This is a genomic window from Vibrio sp. 03-59-1, assembly GCF_013114135.1.
Lineage (GTDB): Bacteria > Pseudomonadota > Gammaproteobacteria > Enterobacterales > Vibrionaceae > Vibrio > Vibrio cortegadensis.
The window spans coordinates 180,416-206,006 of the sequence record NZ_VTYA01000003.1 but is presented as its reverse complement, the minus strand read 5'-3'; the positions used below and the strand labels follow the sequence as shown (position 1 = coordinate 206,006).

Genomic DNA, 25,591 nt, shown 5'->3' with positions numbered 1-25,591 from the left:
ATTCACTGTTTTTGTTGTTTTTTCGATTGCGACATATCTCACACAAATAAAGAAACAGAATATGTAAGCTCACTTTCCCACGCAAAATGTAACGACTTAAATCACACAAATAATGCAACAAAATGTAATTTAAATTTAGTTCCGCAAAAGAGTTTTACAGCGTGATCATGATCACCATATTTGTTTGTTTTTCCGCCTTTCGTCACTACCAATTAAAAATTTTGCCGCTATTATTCTCGCCATCAGGAATACGGCTTAGATCGTATCCATCAATTAAATGCAAACATAGAGAGTCCCCTTATGCGCAAATCACTTCTAGCTCTTGGTTTAATGGCAGCAGCAACAACTGCTCCTGTTATGGCTGCAGATTACTCTGACGGCGATATCCATAAAAATGATTATAAATGGGTGCAGTTCAACTTAATGGCTGCTATCGATGAACTTCCTGGTGAATCTTCTCACGATTACCTAGAGATGGAATTTGGCGGTCGCTCTGGAGCTTTCGATCTTTACGGTTACGTTGACGTGTTCAATCTAACTTCAGATCCAGGCAGTGACAAAGATGGTGCTGAGAAAATCTTCATGAAGTTCGCACCTCGTATGTCTCTTGACGCAGTAACGGGTAAAGATCTTTCTTTCGGTCCAGTACAAGAGTTATACGTTTCTACTCTTATGGAATGGGGTGGCAACTCTGGTGTTAACACTCAAAAAGTTGGTCTTGGTTCTGATGTAATGGTTCCTTGGCTTGGTAAAATTGGCCTAAACTTCTACGGTACTTACGATTCAAATAAGAAAGACTGGAACGGTTTCCAAGTATCAACTAACTGGTTCAAACCTTTCTACTTCTTCGAGAACGGTTCATTCATTTCTTACCAAGGTTACATCGATTACCAATTTGGTATGGAAGATGACTTTGCAGCGCTAAACACCTCAAATGGTGGTGCTATGTTTAACGGTATCTACTGGCACTCAGATCGCTACTCAGTAGGTTACGGTCTTAAAGGCTACAAAGACGTTTACGGTCTTAAAGACGATGGTCTAGCTGGTAAAACTACTGGCTTCGGTCACTACCTAGCAGTAACTTACAAGTTCTAATTCAACTTGAAGTAATTTTCCAAAATGGCGCTCTTGAGCGCCATTTTTTATTGCTTTCTAAAGTAGCCCACTTATCATCGTCCTATACCATTCAACTAGGACACTCCCTTGAATATCACTATTGTAGGCCCCGGTGCCATTGGTTCCCTTTGGGCATGTAAACTCCATCAAGCTGGCCATAATGTTTCGCTTTATAGTCGCAGTACGAACAAGCGCCTCTCAATTAAGCTTGATAACCTCCCTGAGATATCATTCCACAATAACGATGTTCAACGCCTTCAACAGACAGATGTATTACTCATTACGGTAAAATCTTGGCAAGTTGAAAGTGCCCTACTCCCTTTATTAGACAAGATCGACCCCAAAACGATACTGCTTTTTATGCACAATGGTATGGGGGCGGTTGATGACTTAAATTCTCAAATAAGCCACTTTCCGATCGTACTTGCCACCACCACTCACGGCGCACTAAAACCTTCTGCCCAATGTGTGTTGCATACTGGGAACGGACAAACTCAAATTGGAGCTTATAACGATCTAGGACAACAGTGCTCTTTTCTCGCGGATGTATTCAACCATGCTCTACCAAGTGTGGTTTGGAACTCAGATATCAACACAGCTCTTTGGAATAAACTTGCCATCAACTGTGCGATTAACCCTTTAACCGCTCTTCATCGATGTAAAAATGGCGCACTTGCACAGCCTCAATTTCAAATCGAGATACAAGAGATAGTCACTGAGCTGGTCCAAGTAATGAAAGCAAACCATATCCAAGCGGATGAAAAATCATTACTCAATACAATATATAACGTAATCAATGCCACCGCTGAAAATTACTCTTCCATGCATCAAGATATTCATCATAAGCGCAATAGTGAAATTGACTTCATCACCGGATTTTTAATCAAAGCAGCCGCTAAACACCATATAGAGCTACCTAAGAACCGCGCTTTGTATGAATCAATCAAACAAATCGAGCAGTGTTGGTGATCCAGTAAAGCCGAAAATAACGACTCGCTAATATAAGAAAGAGTTAGAAAGAGTTGTGATAGCGAGTGACTACGCCTATGATCGCTCTTTCAGCACTCACGACCACAACATTAAGTTATCTCATGTTTGATATACAAAGTATTCGCAATCAATTTCCGGCACTAGCACAAACGATCAATGACCAATCACTCGTCTACTTAGACAGTGCTGCCACCGCTCAAAAACCTCAAGTTGTCATTGATGCGATTAGCCGATACTACAGTAGTCAAAATGCCAATGTTCATCGTGGGAGCCATAGCTTAACCGCCGAAGCAACGAGCCAATTTGAAGCCGCTCGCCAAACGGTTTGCGACTTTATTGGCGCCTCTTCAGCTAAAGAAATCATTTGGACTCGCGGTGCGACTGAAGCACTGAATTTGATCGCTCAAACTTACGCTCGAAACACGCTGAAAGTAGACGATGAAATATTGATCAGCGAAATGGAGCACCACGCAAACATAGTTCCGTGGCAGATCGTCGCACAGCAAACGGGTGCTAAAATCGTAAAAGTTCCAATGACCAGCCAATGCCAATTCGATTACTCCGCTTTTGAAACGTTAATCACACCAAAAACGAAAATAGTGGCGCTTGCACAAACCACTAATGTCACCGGAACTCGTCAACCAATAGAATCCGTTATCAAAAAAGCGCACCAATTTAATGCAGTCGTTGTGGTTGATGGCGCACAAGGTATCGTTCATGAATCAGTAAATGTGACCGATCTCGATGCGGATTTCTACGTCTTCTCTGGTCATAAATTGTATGCGCCCGCAGGCATTGGTGTGCTCTATGGAAAACAGAGTTTACTTGAAAGTATGCCTCCATGGCATGGTGGTGGAAAAATGGTAGAGAAGGTCTCTTTTTCGGGAACCACATACTCTGAACTGCCGGGGAAATTTGAAGCGGGGACACCAAACGTTGCAGGCGCGATTGCACTGTCAGTAGCAATTGATTGGTTTCGACAATTTAAAATCTCTGACATTGAAGAACACATCACTCAGCTCCAACAATTAACCTACCAAGCGCTTTCGAAAATTGAGGACATCACGGTTATCGGTTTTCAAGAGCATGCTAGTGTGATCACTTTTATCATGGACGGTGTCCACCACCAAGACATCGCAACACTGCTTGATCAGCAAGCCATTGCCGTTAGGGCAGGACATCATTGCGCTCACCCTCTAATGGATGCGCTTGGAGTGAAAGGAACCGTCAGAATATCATTTGCTATTTACAATACGCTTGATGACGTAGAACGGTTGATCTCTGCTATCAAAAAAGCCGTAGATCTGCTCTAGAATCGAAATCAAAGCATTATATCGAATAAATAAAAAAGCCGCTGACAACAATGTTCAGCGGCTTTTATTTATTCACCTGTTATTTTATTAACCCACGTTCTTACGTGCGTTTTGGAACATACGCATCCACGCGCCATTCTCGCCCCAACCTTCTGGAGACCAAGAGTTTGCAACCGTACGGAATACACGCTCTGGGTGAGGCATCATGATAGTCACGCGGCCATCCGTCGTTGTTAGACCTGTGATAGCGTTTGGCGAACCATTCGGGTTGTTCGGGTATTGCTGCGTTTGGTTACCGTTGTTATCAACGTAACGTAGTGCAACCGTACCTGAGTTTTCAATCGCGTTTAGGTGGTCGTTATCACGCACTTCTACGCGGCCTTCACCGTGAGACACAGCGATTGGCATACGAGAACCTTCCATGCCGTTGAAGAATACAGAATCAGACTTCTGAACTTCAACTAGGCTGAAACGAGCTTCAAAACGCTCAGATTCGTTACGAACGAAACGTGGCCAATACTCAGCTCCAGGGATAAGTTCACGCAGGTTAGACAACATCTGACAACCGTTACACACACCTAGAGAGAAAGTATCTTCACGCTTGAAGAAGTTTTCAAATTGGTCACGTGTAGACTCGTTGAACAGAACCGATTTAGCCCAACCTTCACCAGCTCCCAGTACATCACCGTAAGAGAAGCCACCACAAGCCACAAGGCCGTTGTACTCTTCTAGTACCGCTTGACCCGTTAGGATGTCGCTCATGTGAATATCAGTCGCTTCAAAACCTGCACGGTCGAATGCTGCTGCCATTTCAACGTGAGAGTTAACACCCTGCTCACGTAAAATCGCCATCTTAGGCTTAGCGCCTGTATTTATCATAGGAGCGTTGATGAATGGAGCAGCAATGTCTTCGTTTACATCAAAGCTTAGTTTCACGTTCAGACCTGGGTCTGAGTTGTCTTTCTTCGCTTCGTGCTCTTGGTCTGCACAGATTGGGTTATCACGTAGACCTTGCATCTTATGCGTAGTTTCAGCCCAGATAGTACGTAATTCAGTACGGTTACGTTGGATTACAACGTCTGCGCCTGACTTAATCACTACTTCGTCTGATGCTTCCCCTTCCCCAACAACGCTACCAATTACGTGTGAACACGCTTCTAGGCCATTGGCTGCAAGCGTAGAAAGGACTGCGTCTAGGTCGTCGTTACGAACTTGGATTACCGCACCTAGCTCTTCGTTGAAGAGTGCTGCTAGTGTGTCTTCGCTGTTCTCTGATGCAGCTAAAAGCGCTTCAATGTTTGCGTTAACACCACAGTGACCTGCGAACGCCATTTCAGCTAGCGTTACGAATAGACCGCCATCGCCTTTATCGTGGTAAGACACAACTTGGTCGTTCGCTACAAGCGCTTGAACGCCTTCGTAGAAACCTTTTAGTTGAGCCGCGTTGTCTACGTCTGCTGGCTTATCACCAAGCTGCTTGTAAACTTGCGCTAGTGCTGTAGCACCCAGACGGTTTTTGCCGTTACCTAGGTCGATAAGAACTAGTGACGTGTTGCCTAGTCCTTCAAGGTTATCAGGGGTGCGAAGTTGAGGCGTAATTGTCTTACGAACATCTTCAACACGTGCAAATGCAGTGATAACAAGAGACAGCGGAGAAGTGACTTCTTTCTGCTCGCCGTTCTCTTCCCACTTGGTCTTCATCGACATTGAGTCTTTACCCACTGGGATAGTTAGACCCAGTGCCGGACATAGCTCTTCACCGACGGCTTTAACCGCTTCGTAAAGACCAGCATCTTCACCCGGGTGACCTGCTGGAGACATCCAGTTAGCTGACAATTTAATGTGCTTGATATCGCCGATGTTTGTCGCTGCGATGTTAGTGATTGCTTCACCAACCGCTAGACGAGCTGACGCGCCGAAATCTAGTAGTGCTACTGGCGTACGTTCACCAAGAGACATCGCCTCACCGTGGTAAGAGTCGTAGCTTGCTGCAGTTACTGCGCAGTTAGCAACTGGAACCTGCCATGGGCCAACCATTTGGTCACGAGCTACAAGGCCTGTTACCGAGCGGTCACCGATAGTGATAAGGAATGTTTTCTCAGCGACTGTTGGCAAGCGAAGAACACGGTCAACCGCTTCGTTTAGTTCAATACCAGAACGGTCAATCGCAGGATTGTTTGCTTTTAGCGTCTTCGCATCACGGTGCATCTTAGGTGTTTTACCTAATAGGATGTCCATAGGCATATCGATTGGCGTGTTGTCGAAATGTGAATCTTCTAATTTAAGATCACGTTCTTCTGTTGCTTTACCCACCACTGCATATGGTGCGCGTTCACGCTTACAAATCGCGTCGAACGTTGCCATGTCTTTATCAGCAACCGCCATAACGTAACGCTCTTGAGATTCGTTACACCAGATCTCAAGTGGGCTCATACCCGGCTCATCGTTTGGTACGTCACGTAGGTTGAAGATACCGCCACGCTCGCCATCGTCGACTAGCTCAGGAAGTGCATTCGAGATACCGCCCGCGCCCACATCATGGATAAATGCTATTGGGTTCGCATCACCAAGCTGCCAACAACGGTCAATAACTTCCTGACAACGACGTTCCATTTCTGGGTTTTCACGTTGTACAGAAGCAAAATCTAAGTCTTCAGAAGAAGAACCCGAATCCATTGAAGATGCCGCACCGCCACCAAGACCGATGTTCATCGCTGGACCACCAAGAACGATGAGGCTTGCACCTACTGGGATCTCTTTCTTCTGTACATGATCATCACGAATGTTACCTAAACCACCAGCCAGCATGATTGGTTTGTGGTAACCACGTACTTCTTCACCTGCGTGAGAGTTTACTTTCTCTTCGTAAGTACGGAAGTAACCTAATAGGTTTGGACGACCAAATTCGTTGTTGAATGCTGCGCCACCAAGAGGACCTTCAAGCATGATATCCAAAGCAGTAACGATACGGCTTGGCTTACCAAAGTCTGTTTCCCAAGGTTGAACGAAGTTCGGGATCTTCAGGTTAGATACAGAGAAAGCAACCAGACCCGCTTTTGGCTTACCGCCAATACCAGTCGCGCCTTCATCACGGATTTCACCGCCTGAACCAGTAGATGCGCCCGGCCACGGAGAGATTGCCGTTGGGTGGTTGTGCGTTTCAACTTTCATCAAGATGTGTGTTTTCTCTTGGTGATAGTTGTACTGACGAGTTTCTGGGTCTGGGAAGAAACGACCGACTTCAGAACCTGTCATTACCGCTGCGTTATCTTTATAAGCAGACAGAACGTGTTCTGGTGTCGTTTCAAAGGTGTTCTTAATCATCTTGAACAATGATTTTTCTTGCTTAACGCCATCGATAGTCCAATCAGCGTTAAAGATCTTGTGACGACAGTGCTCTGAGTTCGCTTGTGCAAACATCATTAGCTCGATGTCAGTCGGGTTACGACCTAGCTTCTCAGTGAAGCTTTCAAGCAGGTAATCAATTTCATCTTCTGCAAGAGCAAGGCCTAGGGTAACGTTTGCTTTTTCAAGCGCTTTACGTCCACCAGTTAATAGGTCAACTTCCGCATAAGGAGCAGGCTCAGCAACTGTGAATAGTGCCGCCGCAGATTCGAAGTCAGTGAAAACCACTTCCATCATGCGATCGTGCAAAATAGCTTTAAGTTCTACAAGTTGTAGTTCAGAAAGTACTGTTGATGTCTCAATGTAGAAGGCCGTACCGCGCTCTAGGCGAGAAACTTTATCAAGACCACAGTTGTGAGCAATGTCAGTTGATTTTGAAGACCAAGGCGAGATAGTGCCAGGGCGTGGCGTGGCAAGCAGCAGTAAACCTTCAGGTTGATGCTCTTCGCCATTGCCTTTACAAGAAAGCGCAGGGCCGTAAGTCAGTAGCTTTTCTAGCTTCTCAACTTCAGACTCATCTAGGTCTGCCGTTAGATCAGCAAAGTGGGCAAACTCAGCGTAAATACCTGTTACAGGTAAGCTTAATTCACGACAAAGCTCTAAAAGCTTGTTAACACGAAACTCAGATAGAGCTGGGGAGCCACGCAAAATTCTCATGTGCTTAGGTCTCTTATGCAGTTGATTAAGGTAGTATTGGAATAAATTCAGTGGGTTATAGGAACAACCTAACTGTTTTCTTCGAAGCTATTCCCGAAGGTTGCCAAACCTATGCCGATTCCACCTCTTCAATGCGAGCGCATTATAAAGCATTTCTTTTTGTGAAGTAACACAAAAAGCAACCGTTTGCGTTATTTTTTCCATCATCGCCTTTTTTATCTCATATTGATGCTTTATTCCTCAGTTTGACACTTATTACTTAATCCAGCATGAATCAAACTATCCCTAATCGCGCCCCTTTGATATAAAGGCATAAGTTAAAGTACGAGAACGAAAATTTAATGCCAAAGTTAATGATTAGCTTACCAATGCGCTTGCTCTCTCTAATACTGATCACTGTCGGAATTGCAGGCTGCCAAATAGACTCAGACCCTAAAAGTGAATTAGAAAAGATTCGCGAGCGTGGGGTTTTACGCGTTGGAACTCTCAACAATCAATTGTCTTACTACATTGGCCCCGATGGCCCTACCGGACTTGATTACGAACTTGCTCGCGTATTTGCCGATCAATTAGGTGTACAGCTAGAGATGAAGCCGGCTTACCGAATTTCAAACCTATTCCCTGCATTAAAAAGTGGTGAGATAGATATGATTGCCGCAGGTTTAAGTCAATCACCTGAGCGTTTAAGTCAATTTAGAGCAGGCCCTGCATACTATTATGTTAGCCAACAGATGGTATACAAAAAAGGTCAATGGCGACCAAGAAATCTCAAACAGTTAGTCAATAAACAGGTAAAACTTAAACAACAAATACTAGAAGATGGCGACACTACGTCTCCTGAATCAACGCCTTCATTAGTGATTGTTAAAGATTCACACTTTGTACAAACCTTAGCTGACATTAAAGCTAAACAACCAGATCTTGAGTATACCGTTGACACCAATGCCGATGTAAATGATCTACTTAAACAAGTGTCTGAAGGTAGCATTCCATTCACTATGGCAGACTCAGTTGAGCTTTCACTATCACAACGATTGTATCCCGATCTTGCACTTGCCTTTGAGTTAACTGAAGACCAACCGATCTCTTGGTATATGCGCCGCTCAGATGATGAAAGCCTTTATGCTCTTTTAATCGAGTTTTTCGGCAATTTAAAACAGTCTGGTGAACTGGCGAGTTTGGAAGAGAAATACCTTGGCCATATAGGTTCATTTGACTACGTAGACACTCGCGCCTTTATTCGTGCCTTAGATGCCAAACTTCCAAAATGGTCGCCTCTGTTTCAGCAATATTCACTTGAATTTGATTGGCGATTAATTGCGGCACTCTCGTATCAAGAATCTCACTGGAACCCAAAAGCGAAATCTCCAACAGGCGTACGCGGCATGATGATGCTAACCCTGCCAACAGCGAAAAGTGTTGGCGTGACCAATCGACTTGATCCTGAAGAATCGGTACGTGGTGGCGTTGAATACCTCCGTAGAATTGTAGATCGAGTACCCGACTCTATCGCCGATCATGAGAAAATTTGGTTCGCTCTTGCCTCTTATAACGTAGGTTATGGTCATATGATGGATGCTCGAAGGCTAACGAAAAGACAAGGTGGCGACCCTAATGCTTGGGCGGATGTAAAAGATAGTTTGCCGCTATTAAGGCAGCAAAAATACTTCAGCACAACTCGCTACGGATATGCGCGTGGTGATGAAGCGAGAAACTATGTCGAAAATATTCGCCGCTATTACCAAAGTATTATTGGTCACATCGACAAACAACAGATCATCGATCAAGAAAATAACATCGATGATCTTGTCGTCATTCCCGGCCCTGTAGTACAGGAAACAGATAAGCTTGACGCGGAGAGTTCAGCGGCTATTTCGACGCTCGACTCAGCAGATGAAGAGTCACCAGAAACCGCTACCACAGAGAAATAGGCAAGCTAAGCAACATCACTTCAGCGTGCAAAAACTGGATGTTTATTGCACGCTGAAACTCCCCTTTTGCAACTCATACATAGAAATGTGAGTCATATCACTAGGCAAGCTTCATATAACGGTAACAATTTGCTTCTATAACATAGTGGCAAAACGATATATTGAGATATCAAAGTCCCCTAAACCAAAACATTAGGGATATATTAACGTCAGGCTTAAATTTTTAAGCCCATCATTAGGTAGGAGGCCGTCAATGCTAGCAAAAAGAAAGCTATCTCAGCGCCTTAATAAAACCGTATCAGCGAATCGCCGTAAACGCATGATGTCGAATAATAAAAAGAAAATCATCTGGCGAAACCGAGCATTTGTACAACTGCTCGTAGAATAATATTTAATTAATAAAAAATTCAATCAACTATTCATCCTCAAACAACTATCAACAAAGAATCATATCTATCGCAAACATCGACTCAGGGAGATGTTTGCAAATATCCATCAAGTCATCATTGACCATCTAATGCTTTTTTTGCCTTCCTTTGCGCTTTAATCTCTTTTCTGCGTCTTTTAAAGAAAGCTTGTAATTGCTCACGGCACTGATCTTCTAATAGCCCCGACTCTATTTCCGCGTAATGATACGACGCCTGACTTTCGAATAAATTTAATACGGTTCCTGCCGCACCTGATTTAAGATCGGGCGCACCAAATACAACCCGCTTAACTCGGCTATGCAATAACGCTCCAGCACACATTGGACAAGGTTCTAATGTGACGTACAACGTCGTATCGAGTAGACGATAGTTTTCTAACTTCTTTCCCGCTTGGCGTAATGTCTGAACTTCAGCATGCGCGGTCGCATCATGGCAACCAATCGAACGATTCCATCCTTCAGATATAATAACGCCATCTTTCACTAACACAGCCCCAACAGGTACTTCCCCTTCCCCCTCGGCTACTGAGGCGAGCTCAATGGCCCGACGCATAAACTTCTCATCTTGATCAGTAAAATGATTCGGTGATTCAGGTTGGGAGGGATGGTCTTGGTTCAAAGTCGCCACTATAGAGTCTCAATTCATATTTTTGGTTATTATAAAGCATCTGCTAAAAAATCGACGAGTAATCGCACTTTCGATGATAGGTTTTTATTTTGCGGATAAAGAGCCCAAATCCCTTCTCTATCATCTCGATAGTCGGAGAGTACCTCTACAAGCTCACCGCTATCCATATATTCTTGTACATAATAATCGGGCAGTTGAATCATACCTAAATGCTGTAGTGCCGCATCAAGCAGCGCAATCCCACTATTACATTTTAGTCGGCTATGCACTCGAATGGCTCTCGACTGGTTTTTCTCTTTAAAGCGCCAATGCGGAAATGAACCCACTAAACATTGATGCCGAGACAATTCTGAAAGAGTATGAGGTTCTCCAAATTGAGCAAGATAACTTGGCGTAGCGCACACATAAAGCTGACGATCAGATAAGCGTTTTGCTATCAAGCTCGAATCTTCCAAACGTCCTAAACGAATCGCTACATCAACCCCTTGCTCGATCAAATCGAGTTTCTGGTTCGTTAAGATGAGATCTAACTCTAGCTGAGGGTGTTGAGCTAAAAACTGATGGAGCAACGGAGCTAATTGCCTCTCGCCATAAGTCACAGGGGCAGTCACCTTAATCAAGCCTTTCGGTGTTGATTGCATCTGGGTTACCGCTAGTTCAGCAAGCTCCAACCCTTCGACAAGTTGTTTACATTGCTGATAATAAAGCTGCCCCGCTTCGGTTAAGGAGACACGTCGAGTGGTTCGATTAAGTAACTTTACCGCTATCCTCTCTTCTAAAGCTGAAACTCTTCGGCTGATCTGGGCAACCGATGTAGACAATTTTTTTGCTGCGCCAGTAAAGCTTTCAACTTCCGCAACGGCGACAAATTCACTCACCCCTTCCCAATTCGCCATGCTCCCCCTTCACAAACATTATTACAAATACGTAAAAATCATTTTCATTCTAACTGGATTATCATCATATGAGAAATATATATACTGGCCACAACAAAACGAGAAGCGGAACATTCAAAGCTTTACTACGCTTTAGTCGACCGCAACATAACTAGATAAAAGGAACATCCAATGGCGCTTGAAATCAAACCAGGTCAAACATCAATTAAATCTAAAGCTATGGTCGCTTGGGCTGCTGGCGAACCACTAAAAATGGAAGAAGTCGATGTACAACTTCCTAAAGCTGGTGAAGTTTTAGTTCGTATCGTTGCTACTGGTGTTTGTCACACTGATGCATTCACACTATCAGGTGACGATCCAGAAGGTATCTTCCCTTCAATTCTTGGTCACGAAGGTGGCGGTATCGTTGAGATGATCGGCGAAGGCGTGACAAGTGTTGAGATTGGCGACCACGTTATCCCACTTTACACTGCTGAATGTGGCGAATGTAAGTTCTGTAAATCTGGTAAAACTAACCTATGCCAAGCTGTTCGTGAAACGCAAGGTAAAGGCCTAATGCCAGACGGTACAAGCCGCTTCTCTATCAATGGCGAAACAATTTTCCATTACATGGGTTGCTCTACTTTCTCTGAGTACACAGTACTTCCAGAAATCTCTCTAGCGAAAGTAAGCAAAGAAGCACCACTTGAAGAAGTTTGTCTTCTAGGTTGTGGTGTAACAACGGGTATGGGCGCTGTATTGAACACAGCTAAAGTTGAAAAAGGCGACAACGTTGCCGTATTCGGCCTAGGCGGTATCGGTCTTTCTGCAATCATTGGTGCTCGCATGGCTGGTGCTAACCGCATCATCGGTGTTGATATCAACGAGAGCAAATTCGAGCTCGCGAAACAACTTGGCGCGACCGACTGCATCAACCCAACTAAATTCGATAAGCCAATCCAAGAAGTGATTGTTGACATGACAGATGGTGGTGTTGAGTACTCGTTCGAGTGTATTGGTAACGTAAACGTGATGCGTCAAGCACTTGAGTGCTGTCACAAAGGTTGGGGCGAATCGGTCATCATTGGTGTTGCTGGTGCTGGTCAAGAGATCTCAACTCGTCCATTCCAACTTGTGACTGGTCGTGTATGGCGTGGTTCAGCTTTCGGTGGTGTTAAAGGCCGCTCAGAACTTCCAGAAATCGTTAACCGTTACATGGCGGGTGAATTTGGTCTTCAAGAGTTCATCACTCACACTATGGGTCTGCAAGACGTAAATGAAGCGTTCGACCTAATGCACAAAGGTGAGTCTATCCGTACTGTTCTGCATATGGATAAGTAATCCACCTTGGCCTCGATACTTAGGTGCCGGGGCCAAAGCTATGAATGAAAAGCAACAAACTGTCTTCACCACCTCCTGCCCGGAGGGTGGTGAAACTTAGATGATATAGACATGTTATTCCCCAAAACCATCAACCTAACGGAGCACAATAGATGACAATCGAAAACATTAGCCAAGCCAAGGTTGCTGGTGGTTGGCATAAACAATATACCCATACATCTGAAGCTCTAAGCTGCACAATGCGCTTTGCTATTTTTCTTCCACCAAATGCAAGCAAAGAAAACCCCGTCCCTGTTTTATATTGGCTATCTGGATTAACTTGTACCGATGAGAATTTCATGCAAAAAGCAGGAGCATTTAAAGCAGCGGCAGAGCTTGGTATTGCGATTGTAGCACCCGATACAAGCCCACGAGGAGAAAGCGTTCCTGATGATCCTGAAGGCGCTTACGATTTTGGTTTAGGGGCAGGCTTTTACCTTAATGCGACTCAAGCACCATGGGATGAGCATTATCACATGTATGATTATGTAAACAGTGAGTTGCCAGCATTAATTGAAGCGAACTTCCCGGTATCATCGGTAAAATCCATCTCTGGCCATAGTATGGGTGGACATGGCGCTCTGACGATTGCGCTTAATAATCCAGAATCATACCGTTCTATTTCAGCTTTTAGCCCGATATCTAACCCAACAAAAGCGCCTTGGGGACAAAAAGCCTTCAGTCACTATTTAGGCTCAGATGCGACAACTTGGAAAAAGTATGATGCGGTTGAGCTACTTAAAAGCCAGCGTTCTCCTGTTCCTATCTTGGTCGATCAAGGGGAAGCGGATGGATTTCTTATCGAGCAACTAATGCCTGAGCGTTTATCAGCAGCAGCGCAAAAGCATGGCTCTGAGTTAGAGCTAAGAATGCAGCCAGGGTACGATCACAGCTATTACTTTATTTCTAGCTTCATTGATGATCACCTGCGATTCCATGCCGTTCACTTAAACGCTTAAAACTTTTCGACAAGTAAGAATTAAAAAAGCCCGCTATTTTATGACAGCGGGCTTTTTATTTTCAGATCAATTGACTGATTAGCTTCACTTACATTGTATAAGTGTATGGCGCTTGGATGCCTAGAGGAATGCCTAACGCCCAGTAAGCCAGTAGGAAAATAGTCCAGCCAATCAGCATTGCAATAGAGAATGGCATCATCAATGATGCTAATGTACCGATACCCGTTGTCTTAACATAGCGTTGGCAGTAAACCACCACGAGCGGGAAGAATACCATTAGAGGTGAGATAATGTTCGATACTGAATCACCTACACGATATGCCGCTTGTGATAACTCAGGAGAAATACCTACGCCCATCAGCATTGGCACCAAGACAGGACCAATAAGAGCCCACTTAGCGGATGCCGAACCAATCAGCAAGTTAACAAAAGCAGTCAGCAAAATCATACCGATGACCGTCATTTGGCCCGGAAGATCTAATGCTTTAAGGAAGTCAGCACCGTACATCGCCAGGATGGTACCAATGTTCGATTGACTGAATGCAACCAAGAATTGAGCACAGAAGAACGACATAACCATGTACGCCCCCATTGTCCCCATCGTTTCAGACATCGCTTTAATCACATCATTACTGTTCTTAAAAGTGCCCGAAACACGTCCGTAAACGATCCCTGGAATAATAAACAGAATAAAAATCAGTGGCACAATCGATTTCATGATTGGTGCAGAGAACGAGGTGATTTCGCCATCAGGAGAGCGCAGAGCTGAATCTTCTGGGTAGATAAGTGCAATGAGTAACGCAATACCAGCAACCATTGCCCAACCTGCAAATTTAAATGCTTTCGATTCAATCGCAGTAAATGAGCCTAGATCTGGTGCTTCTTCTGCATCATCATCAACTGGAGTATTCGCTAAACGTGGTTCAATGATTTTTTCTGTCACATACCAACCGATAAGCACGATTAAAATTGATGAAAGACCTGTAAAGTAAATGTTTGCCAATGGGTTAACAATATATGACGTGTCCAGAACTTGTGCAGCGGTTTGAGTAAAACCAGCCAACAGAGGATCGATACCCGATGGAATAAAGTTCGCAGAAAATCCGCCAGATACACCAGCAAAAGCAGCAGCAATACCCGCGAGTGGATGACGACCCGCAGCGTGGAAAATAATACCACCTAAAGGGATAACCAGAACATAACCCGCATCTGCCGCCGTGTGCGAAACTATCGCAACAAGAATCAGCATTGGAGTCAGTAATTTCGCGGGCGTAAAGTTCAGCATTTTCTTAAGGCCGGTTTGAATAAAGCCTGAAGAGTCAGCAACACCCACACCGAGCATCGCAACCAATACGATACCGAGTGGTGCAAAGCCAGTGAAATTTTTCACCATGGTGGCTAAAAAGTTTGCGAGAGAATCACCCGTTAGTAGATTTTTAACTTGAACCGCATCCTTCGTTACTGGATGAATCAAATCAAATTGTACTTGTGATAATAGTGCTGAAAGCCCCCAAACAATAAGTAGACCCCAGAAGAAAAGCAGTGCTGGATCTGGGATCTTATTCCCGACCCTTTCGATCGTATTTAAAAAACGATCCATACCACTTGCTTTCTGTGGTGCTGAAGGCTGTGGCGCTGAAGATTGTGCGGCTTGGTTACTCATCGTAACTCCATTTATGCGGTTGTGTATATTCGACCTAATATTGTAATAATCACGGTCGTTGATATTTTTTATTCTAAATAAACACAACTTGAAAAGCATAAGATCCTGGTTGTTTGTCATAATTGGAGACATATTTTGCAAAAATAGCAACATAGCACAACATAATAAACACAATACCCACCAACACTCATACACATGAAATTAACCGATATGTAATAACCTGACATTTAATGAACAATCACCGAAAATAAGGGCTCTTGAATACCATTCACGACATCTATTAATCAAATTCACTATATTTGGATATCATGGTGGTTAGCTTAACCGACTCACTATCACCAAACCGATTTTGCCACTGTGCTTCTATTTCTATCGTTTTTAATGCTCCAGACAGCGAAATTGCAGGCACAGACCAGCTGAGAGTATAAAAAGGGTGTGAAGCATCCATCCCTGTTACCAAATCAGAATCAAAATTTGCAGGTGTAATGGTAGACAACGCATCTGACGCCCCACGAGTTCGAAACCACTCTAGTTTTTCTTCTGCTAAATAAAGCGCTTCAACACTGTGAGTTGCAAAATCGGCCTTCTGTTCGACATAAGCTTGGAGTTTAACCAAACCCAAAGCACCAATCCCAATCAATGAGAATGAAATTAACACTTCTATAAGACTGAAACCTTGCTGTTTAGAAATCATGCCAAGATCCTTTTTGCCAAACCACAGTTGATGGCTCATCGAAAGGGTTATAGCTATTGGTAAAGTCTAAATTTAATGACCCTTTGATGGTCGATAGCCCATTTGGAGTATCGAGGAAAACCCCACCTTTTGGGAAGAATGAACCCGTATCAATATAGATAGAATTAGCTTCAATCAATGACTTATCAAAACCAAGAGGTAATGTAAGTGAAGCCCAGTAAGCTGGTAAAAGATCGAGATCGGTACCAGATGCGGTTGGATCATCAAACATAGACATATCAACTAGATGGTAAAACGAGCCATCGAAAACATTCGCTCCGTAAGTAACAAAGACACCATTTTCAACCACCAATGAGCGAGGTGTAATCACGCCAGCCCCATCCATCACTGATAAATTAGGCGAAATAACGCAGTCTCCATAGACCCATACTTTCTCTTTTCCACTATCAAATGCACTCTTCACTAAAGTGGCACAATTTCCACCAGAGGTGAGATCAATATGGAAATAGTCCGCTTTTACAGATACTAAATTCGCTGGCGTTTTTTTCATGCCAAAGTAGTTATAGAAGGTATCAATATCGGCATCATGTTTGAAATCAGACATAAAGGCCCCAATTGGCAATGAGCCTGCTTGAGTGATTAAGGCGTTACTAGAAAGAGAGGTATAGTCATTACACTCAGTAAAATCTGCTGGAGTATCAATCGGAAGCGTTGTTTGTAACGTGTTTCCGTTGGCAATAAATTCAACCGTATCTTTAAACCTCATCGCTGTGCAGTCAAACTTCCCATTGTTCAATACTTCATCATTAACTTCAGGTGCAATCTCAACACTAGCATCAGCGATAATTTTAATGCTTGATTCGGTTTGAATCGCACCTTTACCTTTATCACTTTTAAAGCGCAACGTTTTGGTAATGTGCGAATCATTGGTACTCAATACCTTTGCGGACAGCTGGTAACTTTTACCGACAATAACCGGTGTAGATATGATTTGATGTAAGCTTAAAGGTGACGAGCATTGGGTAGAGAAGTAACCTACAGAGGCCGCAGCTGTTAACTGTGTCATATCTTTATCTTGATATACCTTAGTAAAAGCGCACTCTAACCCACCTTCAGCTTGCCAATGCTGCTGCCTTGCAACTACTTCATTTTGTGCCCGCTTTATCTGATAAAAAATAGAGCGGTAACTGCCTAGTGTGAGTATCAATGCGCAAAGCAGCAATACACTGGTAATTAGCAGCGTGATTGCACCATGTTGATGTTTCTTCATTGCCAATTCCTCTGCTGAACTTCAACGCTGGATGAATAGCTGACCAGTGGATCTCCCACTAATTCTGCAGACATAGCGATCGAGGTAAGCCCCGAGGCACTCTTTTGCCCCGCAATGACATCACTCTTCACACTGAAGTCAGTGACTTTAATCTGATTTGGCTCAAAAATTGAAGAGCAGCCTGTTACTGCCGATGATACGGTTTTCACAATCGTCGATGGGCTATCGCACACTTTGATCATTCCGGACTGAAAAACAAACGCCACATTGCGAATTTTTGTCTGATGTTGATAAGCATAAGCGGCGGTTTTAAAGTCAGGCGATATGTGCAGTATATTGGCAGCACCTGATAGCATTAATGAGTGCCCACCTCCACCGTCATAACCCGCCCTCTGAATATCTTGCTTGAAGTACTGTAATGCGCCAGAAACTTGCTGCAACAGGAGTAACTCTTTACTCCTCTCAGTCGCCACTCTCTGCCCAGATAGAAATACCGACCCAATGATGGAAATGGCTATTACTCCCAGAAGAGAAGCGATCATAAATTCAATCAACGTCGCACCTAATTGAGATGAATTAACTGCATGCTTGATAGCCATAATACTCACCTCCGACTCCGCATATTCTCATTCTTCCAGATACTTGGTAAGTGGTTAGTTTGAGCGTTTTTGTTCCTATAGATAGAGTGACATTGCCGTTCTTCGCTTTCCCATGAATACCACTAAACTTAACCTGTTTAGATCCATAGCTCACCGAAAAAACCACATTACGATAAGCTTCTCCAGACAACATTAGAATCGCAGGGCCTACATTGGGAGCCACGTTTTCTGATAGCTTAATCTTCCAATCTCCCGTGCTGTTGGTTGTGCCAGACATAATGAAGTGTGCCCATAAATCCTTATTTCGCATCACCGCTTCTGATTTTGCTTGCAGCATAAAACCATTTAACTCACTGGCGAGCCTTTGCATTTTCACGGTTTGAGTGACAGAACTAAAACTTGGAGCCGCACTCATCAACAATATCGACATCACCGATACAGAGATAAGCAGCTCTAATAACGTAAACCCGCGAGGCATTTCCCAAATTCCTATGTAATGAACAATACACTGTAATTAAGACTTGCAGAGATGCTATCACCAACGAAAAATAGCGAAAAATAAAACCAGAGAGGCTTAGAAATGATTCCAATAAATCCATGTAATAACTACAAAAAAACAGGTAATGGGATGACATTGATCGAATTATTAGTTGTCATTGCCATCATAGGTGTATTAAGTGCGATCGCTTACCCGAGCTATACCAATCACGTCATAAAATCACACCGTAGCCAAGCACTTTCAGACATGGCACGTATTCAACTCTCTTTAGAGCAGCACTATTCTGGTAGTTATGATTGGAGCACTATTATCTCTGGGGGACACTGTTTATTATGCGAATCCGATTCGGATAGATATAGTTTTAACGTAGTCAGTTCAGCCAGCGTGGCCTATTCCATCGTTGCAACGGCACAATCGACAAAAGGCCAAGACCAAGATACATGCTTACCTAACAATAAAAAAATGATCTTAAAAGCGACAGGAGAAAGTTTACCGACAAACTGCTGGAAGTAGCCCCGTGATGTGATAAATGACTCTGCGACTCACTAAATTATTTTGTCGTCACTAGAAAAATCATTCATTGGTGCAATAAAGAGGCCGTTGATACATTTGGTTCATTGGTTAATTTATGAGTCATATAGCATGGTTGCAGTGAAAAAAAACACACCCTTTAACTTATTAAATGAGACGATTCCTCCAGGGCAACGCCGAGTGATCGAACTAGAAGCTGCAAAGCTCTATACCCACTCACCGCTCTCAATTCCAATTGAGGTGATTAACGGACGCTTTGCAGGGCCTACTTTAATGGTCAATGCCGCGATACATGGTGATGAGCTTAACGGCGTCGAAATTGTAAGACAGCTAATTAATACCATCGACCCCAATAAACTCCGAGGCACCTTAATTACCGTGCCTATCGTGAACGTATTTGGCTTCATCCATAAGTCGCGTTACCTGCCAGATCGCCGCGACTTAAATCGCTGTTTTCCAGGTAGTGAGCATGGGTCTCTTGCATCACGCATGGCTTTCACGTTTTTTGATCAAGTTGCTAAAAAATGTGACTACATTCTTGATTTACATACCGGGGCAATACACAGAACAAACCTGCCGCAAATTCGCGCGAACTTAAGTAACCCTGAAACTCTGCGTATTGCGCAAGCTTTTGCTACTCCTGTGATTATCGATTCAGCCCTACGTGATGGTTCATTAAGAAGTGAAGCCGAAAAATGCGGTATTCCCGTGCTCACCTATGAGGCAGGTGAAGCTTTACGCTTTGAGCCAATTGCAATCAGTGCTGGTTTTATCGGTATTCAGCAAGTGATGCAATCCATTGGAATGCTACGTTCAAGTCGTAAAAAACTTCCGACTGCCATCATTGCAAAATCAACCAGTTGGGTTCGCGCAGGTAGCGATGGTATTTTGAGAACAGTGGTAACATTAGGAGAAAAAGTCGAAAAAGGTCAAATTCTGGCTTATATTAGCTCGCCTCTAGGCCATAGTGAGTGTGAAATTAAAGCTCATAAAGGCGGAGTGGTAATTGGACAACAGACACTTCCTCTCGTGAATGAAGGTGATGCGGTTTTTCATTTGGCCTATTTTAAACAAGATGATGAAGAGATAGAACAAGCGGTCGAGAACTACCTTGAGGAGGTGATTGATCTTGATTATGAACCGCTCACCACAGGCCAGATAATTTCAAACAGTTAGCCCCATTAAATAGTCACAAAAGATGATGATCCAAAACGAAAAAGGCACCGATATATTATCGATGCCTTTTGTTCAAGAAAACTAAGCCGTTTCTGAAAGTAAGCTATTTCTGGAAGTAAGGAATACCTGAAAGTAATAAGTCTCTAAAACTGAAAAACCTTGAGGTTAAACAGTCACTAAAGCTACATGCTTAGTTTTCTTAAACATACTTAGTTTTCTTAAAGACAAAATCTTAGTTGGGATTTTGTCTTATTAAAAATTAGTCTTCTTGCTCTTATTCCGCTTCTTTACGTTGCTTAGCAAGGAGATCGGCCGCTTTACGTTTTTCAGCACGTTCTTCTGCTGCTTTACGCTGCTCGCCTTTACGTTCATTACGTTCTGCTTGGTTTTTTACAAAGCCTTCAAGCTCTTTCTCTGCCCACTCAATCGCTAGCGCTTCAGTTTCAAAACCCATTTCACGTTTTGATACAGTTACACGGCGAGAAGTCACTTGGCGAGTGATTTCAGCAGTCCAACCTGTACGTTTTTCAGTAGTACGGATATCGTATTTTTTATTCTTAGACATGTTCTTTTTATTCCTAGGGATAATTAAGGGATTCGTCAACTTTGATAACTCCATCTAAGCTGAGTATTTTTAACACCATCCCTTGGTAAGCGCGGTATTAGAGCACATTTGAGTTCAAATTGCTGCAAATAATTCGCTGAAAATAGCAGAGTCTCTGTGCAAAACTCAATAAGTCATCCCTTAACTTGCAAGCTGTTTTATTTGCTCAACTATCGCCTTCAAACCATTCCCTCTGGAAGGGCTTAAATGAGCAATTAAACCGATTTTGCTGAAATAATCATCGACATCAAACGCTTGTATTTGCTGAGCCGTTTTTCCATCAAATGCCGCCATCACTAACGCAATAAGCCCTCGGACAATTCGAGCATCGGAATCTGCACAGAAAAACCAGTAGCCATCAACTTGCTGACTGACCAACCAAACTGTACTTTCACACCCAGAAACGGTGACTTTATCGCTTTTAAGCTCTTCAGATATTTTCGGTAGCAATTTGCCCCATTGAATAACTTGACGGTAGCGATCTTCCCAGCCGTGAAATTTTTGCATCGTTTCGACGATCATCTCGGCGCTAATTTCAGTACCAAATGGCGAAGCTTGAAATGGTGACATTACGAATTCCTAATTATTTCCGGTGTTTCTGAATCAGTTTCTCAACAATTCGAGAGACTGCAACAAAACCAAATGACGCAGTGACGACCGTTGCAGCGCCAAACCCACTCGCACAATCCATACGTTTCGGCCCTTCCGCTGTAGCCTTAACACCACACACAGAACCATCTGCTTGAGGGTATTTCAGTTGCTCAGTTGAAAAGACGCAATCAATACCAAATTTACGCGCTGGATTTTTAGTGAAATTATGATGACGACGCAGCGTATCTTTAATTTTTTTCGCTAAAGGATCTTGAATCGTTTTGGTAAGGTCTGCCACTTTAATTTGAGTCGGATCCGTTTGGCCGCCAGCGCCACCAATCGTAATCACTTTGATTTTATTACTCTTACAATAAGCTAATAAAGAGGCTTTTGCTTTGACGCTATCAATCGCATCAAGTACGTAATCAAAATCCTTACTGAGATACTCGGCTTGGTTATCTGGGCCAATAAAGTCATCGATCAAGTTGATCTTACATTCAGGATTGATCAGCTTTACACGTTCCGCCATGACTTCAATTTTACTCTGCCCTACCGTGCCTGACATTGCATGAATTTGACGGTTGATATTCGTAACACAAACATCGTCCATATCAATCAGAGTCAATTCACCCACGCCCGTACGAGCCAATGCTTCTACCGCCCACGAACCGACGCCGCCGATACCAATAACACACACATGTGCTGCACGTAAAATTTCGACTTCGCTATTACCATATAGTCGACGTGTACCGCCAAAGCGTTGATCATAATTTTCAGAAGCTGGTTCGGTTAATTCGCGCATGAATGCACCCTAATTTTAATCGATAGAAAAAAGAAGAGTGCGTTTTATACGCACTCTTTCTGGAAATGTCTAGGCTTAGCAAACCGCAAATATTCCACCGCGATAAATAAGCTCTCTAGAGTACAATTATTCTATTTTTTCTGGCGGAAGTGCCCAAGGCGCTTGCGTTGCACTTCCCTCTAGGCCGAGCTTCCAAACTCGACCAAAATGTTTGTAATGCCCAGCATCCGTCCCCGCTCTTGGTCCCATGCCATGATATAAATCTAAGTGATTTTGCTTCACCGCGCCTCCTGTATCTAATACTAGGAGTAAGCGTAGCTGGTGAGCACCACTCCAAGTTCCATCCGCATTTAATAGTGGAACTTCCGCTAAAATAGGCGTTCCCATTGGGAAAATAGAACGATCACCAGCAACTGACGCCATTGGGAGTAATGGAATACCGGCACTTCCCGTTACTGGGGCTGCCGCTTTAGGGGAAAAGAATACATACGAAGGATTTTGTTCAAGGAGTTCACGCACAACGTCAGGTTCATTTGCCAGTACCCACTCTTTAATGGCTTTAAGAGACATATTTTCACGGGCAACCTGCTCACGCTCAATCAACACTCGTCCAATACTTACGTACGCGCGATTATTTTTACCTGCATAAGCAAAATATTCTAACGTATCGTCATCACCAAAATGAACAAAACCACTTCCTTGAACTTCCATAATAAATGGGTCGATAAGGTTTGAGGCATAACCTAACTCCAAACCTTGCCCATTTAGCGCTCCAGCATAAATTTGAGCACGTGTAGGGCAAGTATCCGTACATTCTGGTTGTCCATATACCGGATACTGATACTCTTCATTAGCCTCATGGCGTAATTCAATAACTGGAGAAAAATACCCTGTAAACAACACATTGCCTTGGCTATCACCACCGCCGAGTTGAGCCGTTTGAATACCAAAATTAGCCAACTCGCTTGGATCGCCACTTTGGAGAGCCCACGCCTCAAGTTGCTCGTATAGAGGTTGGTAAATTTTAGCCATAGAAGGTGAAAGGGTCACCACTTGCTCAGCTTGCTTTGAAAAAGCCGTAAAATCACGAGGTTGATTAGACTCTATGACTTCAACTTTATTAAGATCGGCTTCAAATTCGCTATCTAAATATTGTTGAGCCCGATCAGTCGGTTGTGCGCAGCCAAAGAGAAATAATAACGCCGCTGCAGGAATGATTTTTTTTATCACATTAGTCATCCAAAAGGTTTGATGCCCAGAGAATGACAAACTCTTTTCAAAATCTCAATCAGAGTTTTACTTAATAAGAGGGGCGTATACCATTTGAGGCTTTAGAACCCATCGTTCGTCGAGTAAAAGTAGGGCTATAATGGGCAGGAGAGACCAACTTCATCTCCGAATAATCTTGACCTGAAAATTTATATTTTAATGATTTCCCACCTCTCACATACTCTAAGTAGCGACCATCGAAATCAAAATCTGTCGCGACAATAGCGCCATTTACGGAAATGCCACCACTCCCAACGATAAACTTATCTTGAGCGTAACTGGCGACATCTTTCTCAGTCCACATTCCGTAGACTAAGCTTTTATCCACTTCAGGGATAATCAAACGTTCAATAAGGTCGCTATATAAACTCATGACTGAAATGGTGCCAATAATCGCCAACAACATCAGAGTACGCTCTGCTATTTTACGCCTTCTTTTTGCGTGAAATTCAGCTGACCCTGTATCTGGATATAAATTGTCGATAATTTTATCTACTTTGCTTTTTCGGATCGTTTTAGCCATTTTTGTTTTCACTATAAACCTTAACTTATACTAATTTAATACAAACCAATTTTATATGCAGTCATTCTGTTTATTTCTTTGCTTTTCATTCCAAAAAAACACTTGCTCACACTTGAATAAAAAGCCATTATTTCAGCATAAATAACCACACTGGTAATATGCGTGAAAATTAGAAGCACCGCTTTAGTGAAAGGGTTCCGCCAATCCACACCTTATGTAAACGCTCATCGAAATAAAACGATGGTCATTATGTTAGGCGGTGAAGCTGTCGCTGATAAAAACTTCGGCAATATAATCAATGATATTGCCCTACTTCATAGCTTAGGTGTGAAAATTGTCTTAGTCCATGGAGCAAGGCCACAAATCAATCAGGTTCTGGAAGCTCAAAACTATACAACGCCATACCATAATAATGTCCGCGTCACTGACGAACATGCGCTTGGTTTAGTTATGCAAGCAGCCGGACAACTGCAACTGACGATTACAGCTCGTCTCTCCATGAGTTTAAACAATACACCAATGGCAGGAACTCAACTCAATGTGGTCAGTGGTAACTTTGTCACCGCTCAACCTCTTGGTATCGATGATGGTGTTGATTTTTGCCATAGCGGACGCATACGTCGTATTGATTCGCAAGGGATCAATCGCATGCTGGATCAAGGTTCAATCGTACTGCTCGGCCCTATCGCGAGTTCCGTCACTGGAGAGTCATTCAATTTGTCTTCTGAAGAGTTAGCAACTCAAGTGGCCATTCGACTAAAAGCAGACAAACTTATCGGCTTTTGCTCCAACCAAGGCGTCATCGATAAAAATGGTGAAGCCGTTGCCGAAATCTTTCCAAGTGATGCTGAGAACATACTGCATTCGATTAATGACAGTGTTGACCAATCTCAAGATAACAGCTCTGGAACATTGCGATTTCTTAAAGGATCAGTATCGGCCTGTCGAGCGGGCGTTTCTCGTTGCCACTTAATTAGCTATAAAGATGATGGTGCTCTGATTCAAGAACTTTTCTCTCTTGATGGCATTGGAACTCAAGTTGTAATGGCAAGCGCGGAACAAGTTCGTCAGGCGAATATTGATGATATTGGCGGTATCTTAGGGTTGATACGTCCTCTAGAGGAGCAAGGTATTCTCGTCCGTCGCTCAAGAGAGCAATTAGAACAAGAGATCCACCGTTTCACGATCATCGAAAAAGATGGCTTAATTATTGGCTGTGCTGCACTTTATGCTTATCCCCATGAACATATGGCTGAAATGGCTTGCGTTGCGATTCACCCAGATTATCGAGACGGTAAAAAAGGGCTGATGCTGCTTGATTTCATGAAACAGCAATCTAAAGCGAAAAATATTCATCACATTTTTGTACTCACCACCCATAGTTTGCACTGGTTCAGGGAGCAAGGGTTCTACGAAATAGGTGTTGATGCTTTACCTATGGAAAAACAAGACCTTTATAACTATCAACGAAAATCCAAAATATTATCACTAAGAATTTGAAAATATTAAATAAAAAACAAAAACCATCAAAAAGTGGACGTTAATGACAAAGCATGATTTTTCATGCTTTTATTCATTACGCACTATCATTCATAGTAAAAGTTGTATAGAATTCACTCAAAGTTTGTGAGACATACTTCACACTTTTTGGTTGGATTAGCCCACCCATTAACTTGGGTTCTGCATGGA

At 43.2% G+C, this 25,591-nt stretch carries 23 protein-coding genes; 10 read left to right on the top strand and 13 right to left on the bottom strand.

What is annotated here, in order from left to right; translation table 11 throughout:
* Positions 1-300 precede the first annotated feature (300 nt).
* The 3 genes from F0249_RS04365 (at position 301) to csdA (ending at position 3,419) form a co-directional block, all read left to right on the top strand.
* Entirely contained in the window at positions 301-1,095 is a 795-nt protein-coding gene (locus tag F0249_RS04365; RefSeq protein ID WP_171755978.1) for an outer membrane protein OmpK, read from the top strand.
* Positions 1,096-1,203: 108 nt separating this feature from the next.
* On the top strand, positions 1,204-2,085 hold the full coding sequence (gene panE, locus F0249_RS04360; RefSeq protein WP_171755977.1) for a 2-dehydropantoate 2-reductase: 882 nt from the start codon (positions 1,204-1,206) through the stop codon (positions 2,083-2,085).
* Between the two features lie 122 nt (positions 2,086-2,207).
* Positions 2,208-3,419, top strand: a complete 1,212-nt coding sequence (gene csdA / locus F0249_RS04355) for a cysteine desulfurase CsdA (protein ID WP_171756018.1) — start codon at positions 2,208-2,210, stop codon at positions 3,417-3,419.
* Positions 3,420-3,506: 87 nt separating this feature from the next.
* Here the strand turns inward: csdA and purL are convergent, their stop codons facing one another.
* On the bottom strand, positions 3,507-7,481 hold the full coding sequence (gene purL / locus F0249_RS04350) for a phosphoribosylformylglycinamidine synthase (protein WP_171755976.1): 3,975 nt from the start codon (positions 7,479-7,481) through the stop codon (positions 3,507-3,509).
* Positions 7,482-7,822: 341 nt separating this feature from the next.
* Here purL and mltF point away from each other — a divergent pair, with 341 nt between their 5' ends.
* Both mltF and F0249_RS20345 read left to right on the top strand, forming a co-directional pair.
* Entirely contained in the window at positions 7,823-9,412 is a 1,590-nt protein-coding gene (mltF, locus tag F0249_RS04345) for a membrane-bound lytic murein transglycosylase MltF (RefSeq protein WP_171755975.1), read from the top strand.
* 253 nt (positions 9,413-9,665) lie between these two features.
* Positions 9,666-9,800: a hypothetical protein gene (locus F0249_RS20345; RefSeq protein ID WP_017054026.1), complete on the top strand. Its 135-nt coding sequence runs from the start codon at positions 9,666-9,668 to the stop codon at positions 9,798-9,800.
* Positions 9,801-9,915: 115 nt separating this feature from the next.
* Here F0249_RS20345 and tadA read toward each other — a convergent pair whose 3' ends face one another.
* Entirely contained in the window at positions 9,916-10,467 is a 552-nt protein-coding gene (gene tadA, locus F0249_RS04340; RefSeq protein ID WP_136995503.1) for a tRNA adenosine(34) deaminase TadA, read from the bottom strand.
* A gap of 29 nt (positions 10,468-10,496) precedes the next feature.
* Positions 10,497-11,363 (bottom strand): LysR family transcriptional regulator, encoded by an 867-nt coding sequence (locus F0249_RS04335; protein WP_017054028.1) that lies wholly within the window; start codon positions 11,361-11,363, stop codon positions 10,497-10,499.
* 171 nt (positions 11,364-11,534) lie between these two features.
* On the opposite strand from F0249_RS04335, the gene F0249_RS04330 reads away from it, so the two are divergent.
* Both F0249_RS04330 and fghA read left to right on the top strand, forming a co-directional pair.
* The gene (locus F0249_RS04330) at positions 11,535-12,683 is read left to right on the top strand and encodes an S-(hydroxymethyl)glutathione dehydrogenase/class III alcohol dehydrogenase (protein WP_171755974.1); all 1,149 of its coding nucleotides are present in this window, start codon (positions 11,535-11,537) and stop codon (positions 12,681-12,683) included.
* 152 nt (positions 12,684-12,835) lie between these two features.
* Positions 12,836-13,681: an S-formylglutathione hydrolase gene (gene fghA, locus F0249_RS04325; protein ID WP_171755973.1), complete on the top strand. Its 846-nt coding sequence runs from the start codon at positions 12,836-12,838 to the stop codon at positions 13,679-13,681.
* An 88-nt stretch (positions 13,682-13,769) separates the two neighbouring features.
* Here fghA and F0249_RS04320 read toward each other — a convergent pair whose 3' ends face one another.
* From F0249_RS04320 to F0249_RS04300, 5 genes are all read right to left on the bottom strand, one after another.
* On the bottom strand, positions 13,770-15,344 hold the full coding sequence (locus F0249_RS04320) for an AbgT family transporter (RefSeq protein WP_113799088.1): 1,575 nt from the start codon (positions 15,342-15,344) through the stop codon (positions 13,770-13,772).
* Positions 15,345-15,624: 280 nt separating this feature from the next.
* Positions 15,625-16,038 (bottom strand): prepilin-type N-terminal cleavage/methylation domain-containing protein, encoded by a 414-nt coding sequence (locus F0249_RS04315; protein ID WP_113799090.1) that lies wholly within the window; start codon positions 16,036-16,038, stop codon positions 15,625-15,627.
* A complete protein-coding gene (locus F0249_RS04310; RefSeq protein ID WP_171755972.1) occupies positions 16,028-17,308 on the bottom strand; it encodes a hypothetical protein in 1,281 nt (426 codons plus the stop codon). The genes F0249_RS04315 and F0249_RS04310 overlap by 11 nt, the downstream gene beginning before the upstream one ends.
* The gene (locus F0249_RS04305; protein ID WP_017054034.1) at positions 17,305-17,907 is read right to left on the bottom strand and encodes a hypothetical protein; all 603 of its coding nucleotides are present in this window, start codon (positions 17,905-17,907) and stop codon (positions 17,305-17,307) included. Before F0249_RS04305 ends, F0249_RS04310 begins: the two co-directional genes overlap by 4 nt.
* Positions 17,885-18,385, bottom strand: coding sequence for a GspH/FimT family pseudopilin (locus tag F0249_RS04300; protein ID WP_171755971.1), 501 nt, complete (start codon positions 18,383-18,385; stop codon positions 17,885-17,887). The genes F0249_RS04305 and F0249_RS04300 overlap by 23 nt, the downstream gene beginning before the upstream one ends.
* Before the next feature lie 102 nt (positions 18,386-18,487).
* Here F0249_RS04300 and F0249_RS04295 point away from each other — a divergent pair, with 102 nt between their 5' ends.
* Both F0249_RS04295 and F0249_RS04290 read left to right on the top strand, forming a co-directional pair.
* Complete coding sequence (locus tag F0249_RS04295) at positions 18,488-18,919, top strand: type IV pilin protein (protein WP_171755970.1); 432 nt, start codon at positions 18,488-18,490, stop codon at positions 18,917-18,919.
* A gap of 129 nt (positions 18,920-19,048) precedes the next feature.
* Positions 19,049-20,113 carry a succinylglutamate desuccinylase/aspartoacylase family protein gene (locus tag F0249_RS04290; RefSeq protein ID WP_113799098.1) on the top strand — a complete coding sequence of 355 codons (1,065 nt, stop codon included), beginning with the start codon at positions 19,049-19,051 and terminating at the stop codon, positions 20,111-20,113.
* Positions 20,114-20,387: 274 nt separating this feature from the next.
* Here the strand turns inward: F0249_RS04290 and F0249_RS04285 are convergent, their stop codons facing one another.
* The 5 genes from F0249_RS04285 to F0249_RS04265 all read right to left on the bottom strand — a co-directional run bounded on the left by F0249_RS04285 (position 20,388) and on the right by F0249_RS04265 (position 23,902).
* Complete coding sequence (locus tag F0249_RS04285) at positions 20,388-20,678, bottom strand: DUF3622 domain-containing protein (RefSeq protein ID WP_171755969.1); 291 nt, start codon at positions 20,676-20,678, stop codon at positions 20,388-20,390.
* A 180-nt stretch (positions 20,679-20,858) separates the two neighbouring features.
* Positions 20,859-21,287, bottom strand: coding sequence for a cysteine desulfurase sulfur acceptor subunit CsdE (gene csdE / locus F0249_RS04280; RefSeq protein WP_171755968.1), 429 nt, complete (start codon positions 21,285-21,287; stop codon positions 20,859-20,861).
* A 13-nt stretch (positions 21,288-21,300) separates the two neighbouring features.
* Positions 21,301-22,110: a tRNA cyclic N6-threonylcarbamoyladenosine(37) synthase TcdA gene (gene tcdA, locus F0249_RS04275; RefSeq protein ID WP_136995512.1), complete on the bottom strand. Its 810-nt coding sequence runs from the start codon at positions 22,108-22,110 to the stop codon at positions 21,301-21,303.
* Between the two features lie 126 nt (positions 22,111-22,236).
* Positions 22,237-23,349: a murein transglycosylase A gene (gene mltA, locus F0249_RS04270; protein WP_171755967.1), complete on the bottom strand. Its 1,113-nt coding sequence runs from the start codon at positions 23,347-23,349 to the stop codon at positions 22,237-22,239.
* A gap of 61 nt (positions 23,350-23,410) precedes the next feature.
* Positions 23,411-23,902 (bottom strand): DUF2850 domain-containing protein, encoded by a 492-nt coding sequence (locus F0249_RS04265; RefSeq protein WP_113799104.1) that lies wholly within the window; start codon positions 23,900-23,902, stop codon positions 23,411-23,413.
* 162 nt (positions 23,903-24,064) lie between these two features.
* Between F0249_RS04265 and argA the strand changes: the two genes are divergently transcribed.
* The gene (gene argA, locus F0249_RS04260) at positions 24,065-25,402 is read left to right on the top strand and encodes an amino-acid N-acetyltransferase (protein ID WP_171755966.1); all 1,338 of its coding nucleotides are present in this window, start codon (positions 24,065-24,067) and stop codon (positions 25,400-25,402) included.
* The last annotated feature ends 189 nt before the right edge of the window (positions 25,403-25,591 follow it).

What these genes read in the sequence shown, in the direction of transcription:
- F0249_RS04365 (WP_171755978.1), top strand. Translation starts at nt 301, where the DNA reads ATGCGCAAATCACTTCTAGCTCTTGGTTTAATGGCAGCAGCAACAACT.
- csdA (WP_171756018.1), top strand. Translation starts at nt 2,208, where the DNA reads ATGTTTGATATACAAAGTATTCGCAATCAATTTCCGGCACTAGCACAA.
- purL (WP_171755976.1), bottom strand. Translation starts at nt 7,481, where the DNA reads ATGAGAATTTTGCGTGGCTCCCCAGCTCTATCTGAGTTTCGTGTTAAC.
- mltF (WP_171755975.1), top strand. Translation starts at nt 7,823, where the DNA reads ATGCCAAAGTTAATGATTAGCTTACCAATGCGCTTGCTCTCTCTAATA.
- F0249_RS20345 (WP_017054026.1), top strand. Translation starts at nt 9,666, where the DNA reads ATGCTAGCAAAAAGAAAGCTATCTCAGCGCCTTAATAAAACCGTATCA.
- F0249_RS04335 (WP_017054028.1), bottom strand. Translation starts at nt 11,363, where the DNA reads ATGGCGAATTGGGAAGGGGTGAGTGAATTTGTCGCCGTTGCGGAAGTT.
- F0249_RS04330 (WP_171755974.1), top strand. Translation starts at nt 11,535, where the DNA reads ATGGCGCTTGAAATCAAACCAGGTCAAACATCAATTAAATCTAAAGCT.
- fghA (WP_171755973.1), top strand. Translation starts at nt 12,836, where the DNA reads ATGACAATCGAAAACATTAGCCAAGCCAAGGTTGCTGGTGGTTGGCAT.
- F0249_RS04320 (WP_113799088.1), bottom strand. Translation starts at nt 15,344, where the DNA reads ATGAGTAACCAAGCCGCACAATCTTCAGCGCCACAGCCTTCAGCACCA.
- F0249_RS04315 (WP_113799090.1), bottom strand. Translation starts at nt 16,038, where the DNA reads ATGATTTCTAAACAGCAAGGTTTCAGTCTTATAGAAGTGTTAATTTCA.
- F0249_RS04310 (WP_171755972.1), bottom strand. Translation starts at nt 17,308, where the DNA reads ATGAAGAAACATCAACATGGTGCAATCACGCTGCTAATTACCAGTGTA.
- F0249_RS04305 (WP_017054034.1), bottom strand. Translation starts at nt 17,907, where the DNA reads ATGGCTATCAAGCATGCAGTTAATTCATCTCAATTAGGTGCGACGTTG.
- F0249_RS04300 (WP_171755971.1), bottom strand. Translation starts at nt 18,385, where the DNA reads ATGCCTCGCGGGTTTACGTTATTAGAGCTGCTTATCTCTGTATCGGTG.
- F0249_RS04295 (WP_171755970.1), top strand. Translation starts at nt 18,488, where the DNA reads ATGATTCCAATAAATCCATGTAATAACTACAAAAAAACAGGTAATGGG.
- F0249_RS04290 (WP_113799098.1), top strand. Translation starts at nt 19,049, where the DNA reads ATGGTTGCAGTGAAAAAAAACACACCCTTTAACTTATTAAATGAGACG.
- F0249_RS04285 (WP_171755969.1), bottom strand. Translation starts at nt 20,678, where the DNA reads ATGTCTAAGAATAAAAAATACGATATCCGTACTACTGAAAAACGTACA.
- csdE (WP_171755968.1), bottom strand. Translation starts at nt 21,287, where the DNA reads ATGTCACCATTTCAAGCTTCGCCATTTGGTACTGAAATTAGCGCCGAG.
- tcdA (WP_136995512.1), bottom strand. Translation starts at nt 22,110, where the DNA reads ATGCGCGAATTAACCGAACCAGCTTCTGAAAATTATGATCAACGCTTT.
- mltA (WP_171755967.1), bottom strand. Translation starts at nt 23,349, where the DNA reads ATGACTAATGTGATAAAAAAAATCATTCCTGCAGCGGCGTTATTATTT.
- F0249_RS04265 (WP_113799104.1), bottom strand. Translation starts at nt 23,902, where the DNA reads ATGGCTAAAACGATCCGAAAAAGCAAAGTAGATAAAATTATCGACAAT.